The 16,569-nt window shown below is 67.3% G+C and carries 14 protein-coding genes; 10 read left to right on the top strand and 4 right to left on the bottom strand.

The window, feature by feature from the left end; all coding sequences use genetic code 11:
- Positions 1-46: 46 nt before the first annotated feature.
- Positions 47-1,855: a calcium-binding protein gene (locus Ga0080574_RS08160; protein ID WP_076696876.1), complete on the top strand. Its 1,809-nt coding sequence runs from the start codon at positions 47-49 to the stop codon at positions 1,853-1,855.
- 135 nt (positions 1,856-1,990) lie between these two features.
- Here Ga0080574_RS08160 and Ga0080574_RS08155 read toward each other — a convergent pair whose 3' ends face one another.
- Positions 1,991-4,738 (bottom strand): [protein-PII] uridylyltransferase, encoded by a 2,748-nt coding sequence (locus Ga0080574_RS08155; RefSeq protein ID WP_198039785.1) that lies wholly within the window; start codon positions 4,736-4,738, stop codon positions 1,991-1,993.
- A gap of 19 nt (positions 4,739-4,757) precedes the next feature.
- Positions 4,758-5,954, bottom strand: coding sequence for a penicillin-binding protein activator (locus Ga0080574_RS08150; RefSeq protein ID WP_076696872.1), 1,197 nt, complete (start codon positions 5,952-5,954; stop codon positions 4,758-4,760).
- An 88-nt stretch (positions 5,955-6,042) separates the two neighbouring features.
- On the opposite strand from Ga0080574_RS08150, the gene rsmI reads away from it, so the two are divergent.
- The 4 genes from rsmI (at position 6,043) to Ga0080574_RS08130 (ending at position 9,252) form a co-directional block, all read left to right on the top strand.
- Positions 6,043-6,918, top strand: a complete 876-nt coding sequence (gene rsmI, locus Ga0080574_RS08145; RefSeq protein WP_076696870.1) for a 16S rRNA (cytidine(1402)-2'-O)-methyltransferase — start codon at positions 6,043-6,045, stop codon at positions 6,916-6,918.
- 2 nt (positions 6,919-6,920) lie between these two features.
- Positions 6,921-7,358 (top strand): YraN family protein, encoded by a 438-nt coding sequence (locus tag Ga0080574_RS08140; RefSeq protein WP_083716791.1) that lies wholly within the window; start codon positions 6,921-6,923, stop codon positions 7,356-7,358.
- A 62-nt stretch (positions 7,359-7,420) separates the two neighbouring features.
- The gene (gene gshB, locus Ga0080574_RS08135; RefSeq protein ID WP_076696868.1) at positions 7,421-8,356 is read left to right on the top strand and encodes a glutathione synthase; all 936 of its coding nucleotides are present in this window, start codon (positions 7,421-7,423) and stop codon (positions 8,354-8,356) included.
- The gene (locus Ga0080574_RS08130; protein ID WP_076696866.1) at positions 8,353-9,252 is read left to right on the top strand and encodes an alpha/beta hydrolase fold domain-containing protein; all 900 of its coding nucleotides are present in this window, start codon (positions 8,353-8,355) and stop codon (positions 9,250-9,252) included. Before gshB ends, Ga0080574_RS08130 begins: the two co-directional genes overlap by 4 nt.
- Here Ga0080574_RS08130 and Ga0080574_RS08125 read toward each other — a convergent pair.
- Positions 9,222-10,736: a YifB family Mg chelatase-like AAA ATPase gene (locus tag Ga0080574_RS08125; RefSeq protein ID WP_076696864.1), complete on the bottom strand. Its 1,515-nt coding sequence runs from the start codon at positions 10,734-10,736 to the stop codon at positions 9,222-9,224. The two genes, Ga0080574_RS08130 and Ga0080574_RS08125, sit on opposite strands and share 31 nt — an antisense overlap.
- Positions 10,737-10,941: 205 nt before the next feature.
- A complete protein-coding gene (locus Ga0080574_RS08120; protein ID WP_076696862.1) occupies positions 10,942-11,808 on the bottom strand; it encodes a glutathione S-transferase family protein in 867 nt (288 codons plus the stop codon).
- A 228-nt stretch (positions 11,809-12,036) separates the two neighbouring features.
- Here Ga0080574_RS08120 and Ga0080574_RS08115 point away from each other — a divergent pair, with 228 nt between their 5' ends.
- The 5 genes from Ga0080574_RS08115 (at position 12,037) to Ga0080574_RS08095 (ending at position 16,525) form a co-directional block, all read left to right on the top strand.
- On the top strand, positions 12,037-12,915 hold the full coding sequence (locus Ga0080574_RS08115; protein ID WP_076696860.1) for an RNA polymerase factor sigma-32: 879 nt from the start codon (positions 12,037-12,039) through the stop codon (positions 12,913-12,915).
- On the top strand, positions 12,912-13,730 hold the full coding sequence (locus Ga0080574_RS08110; RefSeq protein WP_076696858.1) for a ChaN family lipoprotein: 819 nt from the start codon (positions 12,912-12,914) through the stop codon (positions 13,728-13,730). Before Ga0080574_RS08115 ends, Ga0080574_RS08110 begins: the two co-directional genes overlap by 4 nt.
- Before the next feature lie 58 nt (positions 13,731-13,788).
- Positions 13,789-14,988: a bifunctional phosphopantothenoylcysteine decarboxylase/phosphopantothenate--cysteine ligase CoaBC gene (gene coaBC / locus Ga0080574_RS08105; protein WP_076696856.1), complete on the top strand. Its 1,200-nt coding sequence runs from the start codon at positions 13,789-13,791 to the stop codon at positions 14,986-14,988.
- A gap of 62 nt (positions 14,989-15,050) precedes the next feature.
- The gene (gene dut / locus Ga0080574_RS08100; protein WP_076696854.1) at positions 15,051-15,488 is read left to right on the top strand and encodes a dUTP diphosphatase; all 438 of its coding nucleotides are present in this window, start codon (positions 15,051-15,053) and stop codon (positions 15,486-15,488) included.
- A complete protein-coding gene (locus tag Ga0080574_RS08095; protein ID WP_076696852.1) occupies positions 15,488-16,525 on the top strand; it encodes a HesA/MoeB/ThiF family protein in 1,038 nt (345 codons plus the stop codon). The genes dut and Ga0080574_RS08095 overlap by 1 nt, the downstream gene beginning before the upstream one ends.
- Positions 16,526-16,569 lie beyond the last annotated feature (44 nt).

Raw genomic sequence — 16,569 nt, 5'->3', positions numbered from 1 at the left:
CGGCGATGTTTTGCATGCAAGGCGCGATCTCTAAAGGAGTGGGAACATGGTCGATATCATCGGTACAGTTGGAAACGACGATGGCGTGGACAATCCGGCGCTCATCGGTACTGACGCAGACGACACAATCAGCGGACTTTCTGGCGCTGACCTGCTTCAGGGTTTGGGGGGAAGCGACTTTCTCAATCCCGGTGTCGGGCAGGATACGGTGGAAGCTGGCGCGGGCGATGACCGGGTTATTCTTGTGCACACGGTGGGGAACGGCTCTGCGCTCTATGGCGGCGATGGGTTCGACCGCCTGATCCTGCAACAGAGCGTCGGTGTGACATATGGATACGACCAGGCCATTATCGATGGGTTCGAGCGGGTCGACTTGAATGGCAGCGTCTTTCGTATACGCCCCGAGCAGCTCGACGGCATCACGCAGATCACCGGTTTTGGATATTACGGGGAGATCAGGATAAGAGGCGGCGGCACCGCCTATCTGGGCGACATCACGTTGGGCGAGAATAACAATGCGGTCGGTCGTATCACTGCCCACTACCTTGCCCACGGCAGTGACCCGGCAACCTTTCCCTTCGTCCATATGACATGGGATGCGACCGGTTCGACCGGGCGCTGGTGGATGGAGCATGATGTCGCATTCGACGCCCACTACATCGAGATGCTGGGAGGAAATGGGGAAGACACGCTCACCGGCATGCAGGGCGACACGATCGACGGCGGCGGCGGCGATGACCGCATTATCCCGATGGGGGATAATGGCTTCACGAGATTGCGACCGTATAGCGTGGTTTCGGGCGGTGACGGTACAGACGTGTTTGTGGGGGCTGTGTCCTACAATGCGGGCGCCGGCAATCCCAGCCGCAATTGGAGCCTTCAGGACCACTCGCGCACGGTGATCGACGGCTTCGAGGTGCTTGAAGGCGGCGGGATCTTTACACGGGCAGGGCTCGACGGGTTCGAGACGCTGCAAATGATCGAGGGGCTGACCATCACCACGCCCGGCACGCTCGATCTGACCGGGCGGCTCGAAAGCGTTGCGCCGGATTACGATCTGAGCACCGGCGAAATCATCTCTTATACACTTGAAGTCCGCTATGCCGGAGCGTCCCTGCTCGGTCCCAACAGCTTTTCGCTGACCGATCACTGGGCCCGGATCGCGATCACCGGCGGCGATGCCGGAGATACCTTCGAGACCGGGGTGGGGCACGATACGCTCCGGAGCTTCGACGGAAACGACACGCTCCGCTCCGGAGACGGAAACGACCGGGTGTTTGGCGGCGGCGGCTCCGATGTGATCGTGACCTGGGGCAGCGAGGCCGATGGCTCCGATACCGTCGATGGCGGATCGGGGGACAACTATATCGAGACCGGCGCCGGGAACGATTTCGTCATCGGCAGGGATGGCAATGACACCATCCTTGGCGGCGATGGCGCCGATTCCCTGCAAGGCGGCTCGGGCGACGACGTGCTGTCGGGCGGCGGACTTGCGGATGTGCTCTATGACGGCGACGGAATGGACTTCATCAATGGTGGCTATGGTTATGACCGTATCGAGCTGCTGGAGGACGGTGGCGCCGACAGCATTTTCCATGCCGGTGTGGCGGGTCACGGAACAGACTGGATCCGGGGCTTTGAGGAGGAAGATGCCCTCGTCACGGCCTTTGGGGTAGATGCGGCGGATTTCATCGTTCAGCAGGCCAACACCGCCGGAGCCGGGGACGCCGCAGTGGACGAACTCTTCGTCAGCTATGTGCCGACCGGGCAGATCCTCTGGGCGCTGGTCGATGGCGCGGCGCTGACCGAACTGACCTTGCAGATCGGCGAGACAGATTACGACCTGCTGGCCTGAAGGACATCACCTGCCTGGCAATGGAAAGCTTCGGGCGTTGCCCGAAGCTTTCCTGACAAGCCGTGCCGGCCCTGTCGCGGCGCCCGGGGATGATCGGGTGCGCGCCTTGCGGTGTGGTTGGGTGAGCTCAGCGGATCACCCCTGTGTTGCCCGAGCTGTCCCCTCGGCAATCGCCGCCCGCAGGCGCTTCTCAAGCGTTTTCTGCTTGGACGGCGTGTAGAATTTCAGCCCGAACATGTCCTTCACATAGAACGTGTCCACCACCTGCTCGCCATAGGTCGCGATGACCGCCGAGGCGATGTAGACATTGCTCTCGGCCAGGGTGCGCGTCAGGTCGTAGAGCAGGCCGGGGCGGTCGCGGGTGTCGACCTCGATGATCGTGTAGATCTCCGATCCCTCGTTGTCGAAGGCGATGGAGGTCGGCACGGTGAAGGCGCGCTCGCGCTTCTTGAGCTTCTGGCGCGAGAAGATCGCCTCGCGCGGCTGGATCTCGCCGCGCAGCGTCTTGCCGATCATCTCGCGCAGGCGCGGGATGCGGGCGTTCTCATAGGGCGAGCCGTCCGCATCCTGGATCCAGAAGGCGGCGGTGGCGTAGCCGTCCTTGGAGGTGAAGGTGCGGGCATCGACCACATTTGCGCCGACCAGCGACAGCGCGCCGGCGAGGCGCGAGAAGATGCCGGGATGATCGGCCAGCGCGAAACAGACGCGCGTGGCGTCGCGGTCCTCGTCTGGATGGATGTCGATCTTGATCTCGTCATCCTGGATGTCGCGCAGCAGCTCGGCAAAGACCACCTGCGCGGTGACATGCAGGCCCTGCCAGTAGGGATCGTAATGCCGCCCCGTCTCGGCGCGCAGATCCTTGGCATCCCAGTCCGAGAGCGCCTCGCGCAGGGCCTTCTTGGCCTCGGCGCCGCGATTCTCGCGGTTGAGCGCTTCCATGCCGTCTTCCAGGGCCCGCCGCGTCTGGCGGTAGAGCGCCCGCAGTAAAGCGGCCTTCCAGTTGTTCCAGACGCCCGGCCCGACGCCACGAATGTCGCAGACCGTCAGCACGGTGAGCAGGTCGAGCCGTTCGACGCTCTGCACCGCCTTGGCGAAATCGCGCACGGTGCGCGGATCGGCGATGTCGCGTTTCTGTGCCATGTCGGACATCAGCAGGTGATAGCGCACCAGCCATTCCACCGTGGCGCATTCCGCCTTGGTCAGCCCCAGGCGCGGCGCCACCTTGCGGGCGATGCGGGCGCCCAGCACCGCGTGATCCTCCTGCCGGCCCTTGCCGATATCGTGCAGCAGCAGCGCCACGTAGAGCACCTTGCGGTTGACGCCCTCCTTGAGGATCGTCGACGCGACGGGCAGCTCCTCGACCAGCTCGCCCTGTTCGATCTCCGACAGGTTGCGGATGCACTGGATGGTGTGCTCGTCCACCGTGTAGCTGTGATACATGTTGAACTGCATCATCGCCACGATGGTCTGGAATTCCGGGATGAAGGCGCCCAGCACGCCGAGCTCGTTCATCCGCCGCAGTGAGCGCTCGGGATTGCCGTGCTTGAGCAGCAGGTCGAGGAAGATGCGCCGCGCTTCCTTGTTGTTGCGCATGTCCTCGTCGATGAGCTTCAGATTGGCCTTGATCAGCCGCATCCCGTCCGGATGCAGCAGCAGGCCGGAGCGCAGCCCTTCTTCGAAGAAGCGCAGGAGGTTCAGCTTGTCGGCCAGAAAGCTCTCGTCATCAACGATGGAGAGCCGGTTATGCACGATCTCGTAGCCCTCCTTGACCTGCGGGCTGCGCTTGAACATGCGCATGATCAGCGGCGCGTCCTTCTGGTGCTCGGCTTCCAGCGAGGTCAGGAAGATGCGCGTCAGGTCGCCCACCGCCGTGGCGTGCAGGAAGTAATCCTGCATGAACCATTCCACCGCGCGCCGGCCGCCCTTGTCGGCATAGCCCATGCGCTCGGCCACCTCGACCTGCATGTCGAAGGTGAGTTGCTCCACCGCGCGGCCGGCGGCCAGATGCAGATGGCAGCGCACCGCCCAGAGGAACTCCTCGGCGCGCATGAAGGTGCTGTATTCCTCCCGGCGGAACACGCCGAGGCGCACCAGCTCCTCGGCATCCTCGGTCTGGTGGATATACTTCGTGATCCAGTAGAGCGATTGCAGGTCGCGCAGACCGCCCTTGCCCTCCTTCACATTGGGCTCGACCACATAGCGCAGCCCCTGCTTGCGGTGGCGCTGGTCGCGCTCTTCGAGCTTGGCGGCGACGAAGGCGCGTTCGGAGCCCTTGAAGAGATCGGACCACAGCCGGCTTTCCAGCTCGCGCGCCAGCGGCTCGTGGCCGATGATAAAGCGGGTTTCCAGCATCGCGGTGCGGATCGTGTAGTCCTCGCCGCCGAGCCGCAGGCAATCCTTCACCGTGCGCGAGGAATGGCCGACCTTCAGCTTCAGATCCCAGAAGATGTAGAGCATCGACTCGATGACGCTCTCGGCCCAGGGGGTGATCTTCCACGGCGTCAGGAACAGCAGGTCGACATCGGAAAACGGCGCCATCTCGCCGCGCCCGTAGCCGCCGACGGCCATCACGGTCAGCCGTTCGCCCTCGGTCGGGTTGTTGAGCTTGTGCAGGCGTTCGGTCACCAGCTCGAAGACCAGCCGCACCACGCAGTCGGTGAGCCAGGCATAAGCCTCGGTGGTGGGAAAGGCGGCGCGGGGCTGCGCGGCGAAGGCGCGGGCGATGACCTCGCGGCCCTTGGCGCTGGCCTCGGTCAGGATGCGCACCGCGGCGGCGCGCACCTGGGTTTCGGACTCCGCCACTGCGGTGGCCTCGAACAGGGCCGCGCGCAGGGCGGGAACGTCGAAAATCTCCGATGCCGGTGCGATCAGGTCGTCCGGCATCGTGCCTTGCGTCGGTCGCTCAGAAGCCTGCGCCGGAGAAGCTTGAGGGGGCAGGGTCAAGGATCACCATCTGGTTGTTTTGCACGGTGGCGACGGCCAGGCCGCGCTCGTTCGTGCCGTCGGGTTTCAGGCGGAATACACCGCCCGTGCCCTGGAAACCAGCCGATTGCGTCAGGGCCTTGCCCGTCAGCGCGTCGCGACGGCCCTGTTCGACCAGCGCACCGATGGCGGCAATGCCGTCGAAGGCGAGCCCGGCGAGCGGGTGAGGCGTTGCGCCGTAGGCGGTGCTGTAGCGCGACGAGAAATTGCGCTGCATCGCCTGGTTCGGCAGGGCGAACCACGCACCCTGGGCACCGGGATAGGAGAAGAGCTCGGGCTTCACGTCCCAGCGGGTGAGGCCGATATACTGGGTCTGCGCCGGGTTCAGCCCGTTCTCGGGCATCACCTGAAGCAGCAGCGGCATCGCGGCATTGGTGGCATCGGTGGTGATGAAGACGGAATCGGCGCCGGAGGTCGCGGCGACGCGGGACATGCCCTGCGCGGCGGTGGTCACACCCTCGATGCTGAGCGGATAGGGCTGCACGGCGGCCACCTGCACGCCGTTCTGCGCGGCGGCCTGCTGGATCGCGGCCTTGCCGACCTGGCCCGGCACGTCGTCGGAATGCAGGATCGCGACGCTGCTGCGGCCCTGGCGTTTGCCATAGGCGAGCAGCCGGCTGGCGGTGTTCTCGTAGGTCGGCCCGAGGATGAAGAGATTGCCGCCGGCGATCGAGGCGTTGTTGGAGAAGGCCATCACGTTGACCCCCTCGTCGGCGACCACCTTGCTGGCCTCGACGGCGGCCTCGCCGCGCAGCGGGCCGAGGATGATGCGCGCGCCCTCGTCGACGGCGCGCTGTGCCTGTGCGGCGGCGGTGGCCGGCGAGCCGGCGGTGTCATAGACCGCGAGGTCGATGCTGACCCCGTCGAGATCGGCGATGGCGAGCCGCGCGGCGTTTTCCAGATCGCGCGCGATGATCCCGGCGCCCGAATCGCTCTGCGGCACCAGCAGCGCGACCTTGACCGGTGCGCCCGGGTCGATCTGCGGTCCGCCACGACCGGCAGAGCTGCCGCCCATGTCGGGGATCATCGAGGCGTCGCAGGCGGCGAGCCAGCCGGCGGTCGCCACGATGGCAGCGGTGCGGAGCGCCTTGCGGGCGCGGGACAAAACGGCGAACATGTGGTGAAACTCCCTCGGTGTCGGGCGCGGAATGTGTCACGCGCCGGTTTGCGGGCAATCATAAACGAGCAGGGAGACGGGTCCAGCGATGAATCGGCAAAGGGGCGGATTGGCGCCGGGTCTCTACATGGTGGCGGTGCCGATCGGCAACGCGCGCGACATCACATTGCGCGCGCTCGACATTCTGCGCGATGCCGAGATTCTGGCCGCCGAAGACACGCGCAGCCTGCGTCGTCTGCTGGAAATCCATGGCGTGGCGCTGGGCGACCGGCCCTGCCTTGCCTATCACGACCATAATGGTGAAAGGATGCGCCCCCGGCTGCTTCAGGCGCTGGCCGAGGGCCGGTCGGTGGCCTATGCCTCCGAAGCCGGCACGCCGATGATCTCGGATCCGGGCTTCGATCTGGTGCGCGCGGCGCGCGAGGAGGGCCATCCGGTCACCACGGCGCCCGGCGCCTCGGCGGTGGTCGCGGCGCTGACCGTCGCGGGGCTGCCCACCGACCGGTTTCTGTTCGGGGGCTTCCTGCCCAATGCCGGTGCCGCGCGGCGCAAGGCGCTCGAAGAGCTGCGCGCGGTGCCCGCGACGCTGGCATTTTACGAATCGCCCAAGCGGCTGGGGGCGATGCTGGCGGATGCGGTCACGGCACTGGGTGGCGAGCGCCCGGCGGCGGTGTGCCGCGAACTGACCAAACGCTTCGAGGAATGCCGCCGCGGTACGCTCTCGGAGCTGGCCGAGGCTTATGCGGGCACCGCGACGAAAGGCGAGATCGTGGTGCTGATCGGCAAAGGGGATTCGGAGAAAATTAGCGAATCTGATTTAGACCTGTCCCTGACCGAGGCGCTGAAGACGATGTCGGTGCGCGACGCCGCCGATGCGGTTTCGGGCATGTACGGGGTCAAGCGGCGCCCGGTGTATCAGCGTGCTATGGCACTTGCCAAAATGCGCTCGGAGAATGGGGAATAGCGATGGCGCAGCAGCTGGCATTCGATTTTCAGGCACCGCCTGCGGCGCCGGTGCAGCCGCATGAGGATGGCCGGCGGGCACGGGCGGTGCGCGGGTCGATTGGCTATCACGCGGGGCTCTCTGCCGAGGCGCGGATCGCGCAGGATTACGAGCGCCGCGGCTATCGGGTCGCGCGGCGCCGCTGGCGCGGGCAGGGCGGAGAGATCGACCTGATCCTGCATGATGGCGAGGGGCTGATCTTTGTCGAGGTCAAGAAGAGCCGCAGCTTTGACCGTGCACTTGAACGGCTCTCGCAGCGCCAGATCGCGCGGCTGCTCTCTGCGGCGGAGGAATTCGCCGGCACCCAGCCCCGGGGTTCGCTCACCGAGATGCGGTTCGATGTGGCGCTGATGGACGGGCAGGGCATGATCCGGGTGATCGAGAACGCCCTGACCGCCTGAGCGGGCATTGCCCTTGGCGGGTCTCTGCGCCATGTATGGCGAAAGCCAGTGCGGGAGACCCCATGAAAATCGCGTTTCAGATGGACCCGATCGGTCCGATCGACATCAATGCCGACAGCACCTTCCGGCTTGCGGAAGAGGCTCAGGCGCGGGGGCATGAGCTCTTTTATTACCTGCCCGATCAGCTCTCCTATCAGGAGGGCCGCATTATGGCGCGGGGCCGGTCGCTGCGGGTACAGCGGGTCGAAGGCGATCACGCGCAGCTTGGAGAGCTGGAGCTGGTCGATCTGTCGGGCTTTGACGTGGTCTGGCTGCGTCAGGATCCGCCCTTTGACATGCATTACATCACCACCACCCATCTGCTCGACCGGCTCGCCCCCGGCACGCTGGTGGTGAACGACCCGTTCTGGGTGCGCAATTCCCCGGAGAAACTGCTGGTGCTGAATTTCCCCGAGCTGACGCCGCCCACGACCGTCGCCCGCGATCTCCAGACCATCCGCGATTTCAAAGCCAAGCATGGCGATATCATCCTCAAGCCGCTCTACGGCAATGGCGGCGCCGGGGTGTTCCGGCTCGACGAGAACGACCGCAATCTCAGCTCGCTCTATGAGCTTTTCACCGGCTTTTCGCGCGAGCCGCTGATCGTGCAGAAATACCTGCCGGCGGTGACCAAGGGCGACAAACGCGTCATTCTTGTGGATGGCGAGCCGGTGGGCGCGATCAACCGCGTGCCGGCGGCCAATGAGGTGCGTTCGAACATGCATGTGGGCGGGCGGCCCGAAAAGGTGGAGATGACCGAGCGCGACCGCGAGATCTGCGCGAAGATCGGCCCGGTGCTGCGCGAGAAGGGGCAGGTTTTCGTCGGCATCGACGTGATCGGCGATTGGCTGACCGAGATCAACGTGACCTCGCCCACCGGCATCCAGGAACTGGAGCGCTTCGACGGGATCAATGTCGCCGAAAAGATCTGGCATGCGGTCGAAGCCCGCCGCGGATGAGCCAGCGGCTCGCCGCGCTGAACCTGTTGCTGCGCTTTGCCGTCAAGCCGAGGCTGGCGCGTACGCGCGGCCCGGAAGAGGCGGCGCGCGAGTTTGCGAGGACGGCGGCGCTGATCCTGCGCCGCCCACCTTATCTGCGGCATCTGGAACGGCCCGGCGGGCTGCACTGGATCAGCGCCGGCGCTTGCGTGCCGCGCAGGGTGATCCTCTATTTTCACGGTGGCGGTTATATCACGGGCAGCCCTTACACCCATGAAGGGGTGATGGCGCGGCTGTCGAAACTGGCGCGGGTGGAGGTCTGTGCCCCGGCCTATCCGTTGGCGCAGGACGCGCCGTTTCCAGCGGCCTTCGATGCGGCGGTGGCGGCATGGCGCCGCTGCCGGGCGCTGGGCTATCGGCCCGAGCAGATCGCGCTGGCCGGCGATTCCGCCGGCGGCGGGCTGGCGCTGGCGCTGCTCGGCTGGTGTTGCGGGCAGGGCGAGGCACCGGCGGCGGCGCTGGTCTTCTCGCCCTGGACCGATCTGACGATGACCGGCGAGAGCCTCATACGCAACGCGCAAGCCGACCCGTTCCTGCCGGTGGCGCGGATCGGCGAGCTGGTGGATCTCGTGCGGGGCGCGCTGCCGCGTGACGATCCGCGCCTATCGCCGCTCTATGCGGAGTTTCCGGGCTGCCCGCCGGTGATGATTCACCATTCCGAAACCGAAATTCTGGCCGACGATGCAAGGCGCATGGCCGCGCGCCTGAGGGCGCAAGGCGCAAGCGTCGGGCTTTGCCCGCATCCGGACGCGCCACATGCCTGGCCGGTCTTCGACGGCTGGATCCCCGAGGCGCGGCAGACGCTGCGGCAGGGCGCGCGCTTTCTTCAGGACTCTTTCGCGGCCACCAGCCGGTAGCTCAGCGCCTCGGCCACATGCGGGCGGCGCACCGCGTCTTCGCCGGCGAGATCGGCGATGGTACGGGCGACCCGCAGGATGCGGTGATAGCCCCGCGCCGAGAGGCCGAACCGGTCGGCGGCGCGCAGCAGCAGGTCGCGCCCCTCGGCATCGGGCGCGGCGATTTCTTCCAGCAGCTGGCCCTCGGCATCGGCATTGGTGCGCAGCCCCGCCTGCCCGGAAAAGCGCGCCGCCTGCCGGTCGCGCGCGGCGCCGACCCGGGCGGCGACCGTGGCGGAGGCGTCGCCCGAGGCGGGCAGGTCGAGATCGGTGAAGGCCACCGGCGGCACCTCGACGCGCAGGTCGAACCGGTCCATCAGCGGGCCGGAGATGCGCCCGAGATAGTCCTCGCCGCAATTGGGCGCGCGGGAGCAGGCGCGGCCGGCATCGGTGAGATAGCCGCATTTGCAGGGGTTGGCGGCGGCGACCAGCATGAAGCGGCAGGGATAGGTGATATGAGCGTTGGCGCGCGACACCATGACCTCGCCGCTCTCGATGGGCTGGCGCAGGGTTTCGAGCACGGTGCGGGGGAATTCCGGGAACTCGTCCATGAAGAGCACGCCGTTATGCGCGAGGCTGACCTCGCCCGGCTTGGCGCTGCGCCCGCCGCCGATGATCGCCGCCATGGAAGCGGTGTGATGCGGTTCGCGAAAGGGCCGGCTGCGCGAGATGCCGCCCTCGTCCAGCAGCCCGGCCAGCGAATGGATCATCGAGGTTTCCAGCGCCTCCTGCGCCGAGAGCGGCGGCAGCAGGCCGGGCAGCCGTGCCGCCAGCATGGATTTGCCGGAGCCGGGCGTGCCGACGAGGATCAGGTGGTGACGCCCGGCGGCGGCGATTTCCAGCGCCCGCTTGGCGCGCTCCTGCCCCTTCACGTCGCGCAGGTCGCGCCGCGCCGGGTCCGGGGTGAGCTCGCCGGGCTCGGCAGGCGGGATCGTGGCGTCGCCGGTATAGTGCCGCACCAGCTCGACGAGGCTCTGGGCGCCGAGCACCCGGCAATTGCCGACCCAGGCGGCCTCGGCGCCCGAGGCGCGGGGGCAGAGCAGGGTGCGCTCCTCCTCGGCGGCGGTCATCGCGGCGGGCAGGGCGCCGGGCACGGGCACGAGGGTGCCATCGAGCGCCAGTTCGCCAAGCGCCATGGTCTGGGCGATCTCGTCGCGCGGCAGGATGTCGAGCGCCGCCAGCAGGCCGAGCGCGATGGGCAGATCGAAATGCGAGCCCTCCTTGGGCATGTCGGCGGGGGAGAGATTGACGGTGATCCGCTTGGACGGCATCGCGATGGCCATGGTGGTGAGTGCCGCGCGCACCCGCTCGCGCGCCTCCGACACCGCCTTGTCGGGCAGGCCGACGATGGCAAAGCCCGGCACCCCGGCGGTGACGGCGCATTGCACCTCCACCGGGCGCGCCTCGACCCCTTCGAACGCCACCGTATAGGCATGCGCGACCACGTCTCACCTCTCTGCCGTTTCCCGGCGAGATTGCGGTGGGGGTGGTTAGGGATTGGTTAATGCGGGGTGGGAAGATTAACCTGGCGTGGGGTAGGTCGGGGGGACGGTGGGTTTGATTGCCCACCATATGGTGGTGCGTTGCCCTTGTGCGGCTCTCGCGACCGGAAAATGTAGGGTGGGCAATCTGCCCACCGCGCCGTTCAAATCACAGCAGCGCTGCGAAGGCCGGCCAGGCGGTCGGGTCGGCCACGGTCTTGTCGCGGCAGAAGGCATTGCAGAAGCCGAAGACGCGGCCTTCCATTTCCATGAGATGGGTGGCAGGTGTGCCGGAATAGGGGCAGGTCTCGTTTTCCGGCGTGCCGCTCTCGAGGGCATGGGCCATGCGGGGCGCGGGGCCGGGCCAGTCTGTTCTGGGATGGTCGCGGTCGTACCACGGCAGGTGTTCGCCAAGCGCGATGCCCATGGCGCGCCAGCGACGAAAGGCCGGATCGGCGAGATGCGCGGCCACATAGGCGCCGGCAAGCGCGCCCACGGGCAGGCCATAGCCCGCGATCCGCGCCGCGACCGGGGCATAGAACGCATCCGCCGCGCTGTAGGCGCCAAAGAGCCAGGGGCCCGCGCTGCCATAGGCCTCGCGCGCCCGCGTCCAGAGCGCCTCGATCCGGGCGAGATCGACACGCGTGCCCTCGGACGGCTCGACCCCCTGATAGGCGGCCTGAAGGTTCATCGGGCATTGCTCGCGCAGCGCCATAAAGCTGGAATGCATCTCGGCGGTCATGCTGCGGGCCATGGCGCGTGCAGACGGGTCGGCGGGCCAGTGGCCGGCGTCGGGGTGGCGGCTGGCCAGCTCCTCGGCGAGCGCGAGACTGTCCCAGATCACCGCGCCCTCGCCGGTCACCAGGCTCGGCACGGTGCGCGCCGGCGCGATCTCTGTGAGCTGTTCGGCCACCGGCCCGTCGAGAAAGGTGATCCGCCTGACCGAGAAGGGCAGGCCGAACCGCTCCAGCAGAAGCCAGCCGCGCAGCGACCAGCTGGAATAGGTATAGTCTCCGATAAACAGCCGGTCTTCCATGACACTCTCCGCAAAGCCAAGGGTTTCAACTTGCTAGCGCGATTTCTCGGGGCGGGGAAATTCCGTTTTGTGCGTCCGCGCATCACCGGGCGTCATGATGGGGCGCGCATTTTTCCGAAAAAAATCCGTATCTGTGGGAAACCAATTGTGATCGCTGTGCGTTCCTCCGGCATAGTAGTGTGTAAGAAGGCGGGGTCCGCCCGTCCGCCAAACCGATGGGGAACGCGCATGACACCCGAGTCCTTCAACGACCAGACGATCTCCCGCCAGGCCATGAAGGCCGAGCTTCTGGATGCGGAAACCGAGTTGCAGCTTGCCTATGCCTGGCGCGACCGCCGCGACGAGGCGGCGCTGCACCGGCTGATCACTGCCTATATGCGGCTGGCCATCTCGATGGCGGCGAAATTCAAGCGCTACGGAGCGCCGATGGGCGATCTCATTCAGGAGGCCGGCCTCGGCCTGATGAAGGCCGCCGACAAGTTCGACCCGGACCGGGGCGTGCGGTTTTCCACCTATGCGGTCTGGTGGATCAAGGCGAGCATTCAGGATTACGTGATGCGCAACTGGTCGATGGTGCGCACCGGCTCGACCTCTTCGCAGAAATCGCTGTTCTTCAATATGCGCCGGGTGCAGGCGCGGCTGGAGCGCGAGGCCTCCGCCGAGGGCCGGCAATGGGAGCGTCACAAGCTGCACGCCGCCATCGCCGAGGAGATCGGCGTGCCGCTGCATGATGTGCAGATGATGGAGGGCCGGCTTTCGGGCTCGGATTTCTCGCTGAATGCGACGCAATCCACCGATGAAGATGGCCGCGAATGGATCGACACGCTGGAGGACGAGGGCGAGCAGAGCTCGTCGCTGGTCGAGGGCCGTCTCGACAATGCCCAGCTGCGCGAATGGCTGTTGACCGCGCTGACCGGGCTCAACGACCGCGAGCAGTTCATCGTGCGCGAGCGCAAGCTGCGCGACGAGACCCGCACGCTGGAAAGTCTCGGCCAGGAGCTGGGGCTCTCGAAGGAGCGCGTGCGGCAATTGGAAGCCGCCGCCTTCGCCAAGATGCGGAAGTCGCTTGAAGCCCAGTCGGGAGAGGTGCAACAGTTCCTCGCATGATGCGAACCCTTCCGCTTGCCGCCCCGCTGATCGCCCTGTCCCTGACCGCTCCCGCCGCTTTCGCCGACGGGGGCGTTTTCGATGAGGCGCAGGTTGTGTTTCTGGGCGAGTCCCATGACAACCCGGCCCATCACGCCCGCCAGGCAGAGCTGGTGGCCGAGCTGCAGCCGGTGGCGCTGGTCTTCGAGATGCTGACCACGGACCAGTCGGCGCTGATCCATCCCGAACATCTGGAAGACGAGGCGGCGCTCTCGGAGCTGCTCGACTGGGAAAACTCCGGCTGGCCGGATTTCGCGATGTATTACCCGATCTTCGAGGCGGCGGGCGAGGCGGCGATCTTTGGCGCGGCGCTGCCGCGCGAGGAGGCGCGGCGGGTCTCGGGCGAGCCGCTCGATACGGTGTTCGGCCCCAGCGCAGGGTTCTACGGGCTCGACGAACCGCTGCCGGCGGAGCAGCAGGAGATCCGCGAGGCGATGCAGATGGCGGCGCATTGCGACGCACTGCCCGCCGAGATGCTGCCCACGATGGTGGGGATCCAGCGGCTGCGTGATGCGCGGCTGGCGGAAACCGCGCTCGAGGCGCTGTCGATGCATGGCGGGCCGGTGGTGGTGATCACCGGCAATGGCCATGCCCGCACCGACTGGGGCGCGCCGGCGCTGATCGCCCGCGCCGCGCCCGAGGTCACCGTGGCCTCGCTGGGGCAGGGCGAGACCGGCAAGGGCGCGCCGGAGGGCACGTTCGATCTGGTGGAAGAGACCGAGAGCGTCGAGCGCGACGATCCCTGCGAGGCCTTTCAGGACGCGCCGGCCAATTGAGTTTTCGCCGCCCGCGCCGTAACACGGGGCGGACGGGGCTCTGGGAAAGGCGCGCGACATGCTGGCCGGCAAACGCATCCTTCTGATCATCGGCGGTGGCATCGCCGCCTACAAGGCGCTGGAGACGATCCGGCGCCTGCGCGAACGCGGCGCGGCGGTGACCCCGGTGCTGACCCCGGCGGCGGCGGAATTCGTCACGCCGCTCTCGGTTGGCGCGCTGGCGGGGGAGAAGGTCTATACCGATCTCTTCGATCTGACCGACGAGGCCGAAATGGGCCATATCCAGCTCTCCCGCGTGGCGGATCTGGTGCTGGTGGTGCCGGCGACGGCGGATCTCATGGCGAAGATGGCGCAGGGGCTGGCGGGCGATCTCGCCTCGACGCTGCTCCTGGCCACCGACACGCCGGTGATGATCGCGCCGGCGATGAATGTGCGCATGTGGGAGCATCCGGCGACGCAGCGCAATCTGGCGCTGCTGAAGGGCGATGGCGTTGCCGTGATCGGCCCGGGCGAGGGCGACATGGCCTGCGGCGAGTTCGGCCCCGGACGGCTGGCCGAGCCGCTGGAGATCGTGGTGGCGGTGGAAGCGGCGCTCAGCGACGGGCCGCTCAAGGGGCGCCGGGTGCTGGTGACCTCGGGGCCGACCCATGAGCCCATCGACCCGGTGCGCTACATCGCCAACCGCTCCTCGGGCGCGCAGGGCACGGCGATTGCCGAGGCACTGCGCGATCTCGGCGCAGAGGTGGTGTTTGTCACCGGCCCGGCGGAGGTGGCGCGGCCCGAAGGTGTCGAGGTGATCGAGGTGGAAAGCGCGCTGGAAATGCGCGCGGCGGTGCTGGGGGCGCTGCCGGTGGATGCGGGCGTGTTCGCCGCGGCGGTGGCCGACTGGCGGGTGGAGAGCGCCTCGGGCTCGAAGATCAAGAAGCAGGCGGGCCGGTTGCCGAGCCTGAGCTTCACCGAGAACCCGGATATTCTGGCGGAGGTGTCGGGGCTGGCCGAAGATCGCCCCGGGCTGGTGGTGGGCTTTGCCGCCGAGACCGACGATGTGGTGGCCCATGCGACGGCGAAGCGGGCACGCAAGGGCTGCGACTGGATCGTCGCCAACGATGTCAGCCCGGCGACCGGCATCATGGGCGGCAGCGAGAACGCGGTGGTGCTGATCTCGGACGATGGCGCCGAGGACTGGCCGCGCATGGGCAAGCGCGAGGTCGCCCGGAGGCTGGCGGCGCGCATTGCCGAGGCGCTGGGCGCGGGTTGAGACGCCTGGAATTTGCGTATTTGGAAAGAGAAGAAGGGCAGGGCGTGGTCACGATAGCGATGATGTGGGACGATGGGGCGGACAGGTCTTTGGGGCTGCCCTCCTATGCGACCGGGGGCGCGGCGGGGGCCGATCTGCGCGCTAATTTTGTCGATCGCGGCGAGATCGCGCTGGCGCCGGGCGCGCGCGCGCTGGTGCCGACCGGGCTGCGGCTGGCGATCCCCGAGGGCTGGGAGGTGCAGATCCGGCCACGCTCCGGCCTGGCGCTGAAACACGGGATCACCCTGCCCAACAGCCCCGGCACCATCGACAGCGATTATCGCGGCCCGCTGGGAGTGATCGTGATGAACGCGGGCAGCGAGCCCTTCGTGATCGCCCATGGCGACCGCATCGCGCAGATGGTGGCGGCGCCGGTGGTGCAGGCCGGGTTCGATCTGGTCGAGACCCTGCCGGAAACGGCGCGCGGCGCGGGCGGCTTCGGCTCGACCGGGGTGCGCTGATGCTTCTGGTGCTGGCGCTCGCGGCGGCGATCTGGGGGCTCGGGCATCTCATGGGCGCATCGCGGGCGGCGCGCGGCTATATGCTGGGGCTGCTCTATGTCGCGGTGCTGGCCTTGCAGCTCGTGCTGCCCGATGGGCATCCGCTGCGGCAGGCCACCGGCGGCAGCGAGGCGTTCTGGCTGATCTTCGGCGGCTTTGTGGCGCTGGGGCTGGCCTATGCCTTTGTGCTGCGGCGGGTAAAGGCCCGGGCCGATGCCAAGGTGCCGGCGCCTGCGGCGCAGCCGGGCGCGTTTTCCGGGGCAGAGCTCGAACGCTATGCCCGCCATATCGTGCTGCGCGAGCTGGGCGGGCCGGGGCAGAAGGCGCTGAAACAGGCCAGGGTTCTGGTGATCGGAGCCGGCGGGCTTGGTGCGCCGGCGCTGCAATACCTCGCCGCCGCCGGGGTGGGGACGATCGGCATGATCGACGATGACGTGGTGGAGAATGCCAATCTCCAGCGCCAGGTGATCCATACGGATGCGCGCATCGGCATGCCCAAGGTGTTTTCCGCCAAGGCGGCGATGCAGGCGCAGAACCCTTATGTCGAAATCCGGCCCTATCACCGGCGGCTGGATGCGGAGGGCGCGGAGGCACTCTTTGCCGAATACGATCTGATCCTCGACGGCACCGACAATTTCGAGACGCGCTATCTGGCGAACCGGGCCGCCGTGGCGGCGGGCAAACCGTTGATTTCGGGGGCGCTGTCGCAATGGGAAGGGCAGATCTCTGTCTTCGACCCGACGAAGGGCGCGCCCTGTTATCAGTGCATCTTTCCCGAGGCGCCGGCGCCGGGTCTGGCGCCGTCCTGCGCCGAGGCCGGGGTGCTGGGGCCGCTGCCCGGGGTGATCGGCGCGATGATGGCGGTGGAGGCGGTGAAGCTGATCGCGGGCGCCGGGCAGCCGCTTTTGGGCGAGATGCTGATCTACGATGCGCTCTGGGGCGAGACGCGCAAGATCGCGCTGAAACGGCGCGAGGATTGTCCGGTCTGCGGCGGCTGAGGCGGCGCGCTCGTCAAGCCCTTGCGGGCGTTCCTCGCCGCATC

Source organism: Salipiger abyssi, from assembly GCF_001975705.1.
GTDB classification, from domain to species: Bacteria; Pseudomonadota; Alphaproteobacteria; order Rhodobacterales; family Rhodobacteraceae; genus Salipiger; species Salipiger abyssi.
This window is presented reverse-complemented; position numbering and strand designations above follow the sequence as displayed.

What these genes read in the sequence shown, in the direction of transcription:
- Ga0080574_RS08120 (WP_076696862.1), bottom strand. Translation starts at nt 11,808, where the DNA reads ATGGAAGACCGGCTGTTTATCGGAGACTATACCTATTCCAGCTGGTCG.
- Ga0080574_RS08110 (WP_076696858.1), top strand. Translation starts at nt 12,912, where the DNA reads ATGATGCGAACCCTTCCGCTTGCCGCCCCGCTGATCGCCCTGTCCCTG.
- Ga0080574_RS08160 (WP_076696876.1), top strand. Translation starts at nt 47, where the DNA reads ATGGTCGATATCATCGGTACAGTTGGAAACGACGATGGCGTGGACAAT.
- Ga0080574_RS08095 (WP_076696852.1), top strand. Translation starts at nt 15,488, where the DNA reads ATGCTTCTGGTGCTGGCGCTCGCGGCGGCGATCTGGGGGCTCGGGCAT.
- Ga0080574_RS08140 (WP_083716791.1), top strand. Translation starts at nt 6,921, where the DNA reads ATGGCGCAGCAGCTGGCATTCGATTTTCAGGCACCGCCTGCGGCGCCG.
- Ga0080574_RS08130 (WP_076696866.1), top strand. Translation starts at nt 8,353, where the DNA reads ATGAGCCAGCGGCTCGCCGCGCTGAACCTGTTGCTGCGCTTTGCCGTC.
- Ga0080574_RS08115 (WP_076696860.1), top strand. Translation starts at nt 12,037, where the DNA reads ATGACACCCGAGTCCTTCAACGACCAGACGATCTCCCGCCAGGCCATG.
- dut (WP_076696854.1), top strand. Translation starts at nt 15,051, where the DNA reads ATGTGGGACGATGGGGCGGACAGGTCTTTGGGGCTGCCCTCCTATGCG.
- rsmI (WP_076696870.1), top strand. Translation starts at nt 6,043, where the DNA reads ATGAATCGGCAAAGGGGCGGATTGGCGCCGGGTCTCTACATGGTGGCG.
- gshB (WP_076696868.1), top strand. Translation starts at nt 7,421, where the DNA reads ATGAAAATCGCGTTTCAGATGGACCCGATCGGTCCGATCGACATCAAT.
- Ga0080574_RS08155 (WP_198039785.1), bottom strand. Translation starts at nt 4,738, where the DNA reads ATGCCGGACGACCTGATCGCACCGGCATCGGAGATTTTCGACGTTCCC.
- Ga0080574_RS08150 (WP_076696872.1), bottom strand. Translation starts at nt 5,954, where the DNA reads ATGTTCGCCGTTTTGTCCCGCGCCCGCAAGGCGCTCCGCACCGCTGCC.
- coaBC (WP_076696856.1), top strand. Translation starts at nt 13,789, where the DNA reads ATGCTGGCCGGCAAACGCATCCTTCTGATCATCGGCGGTGGCATCGCC.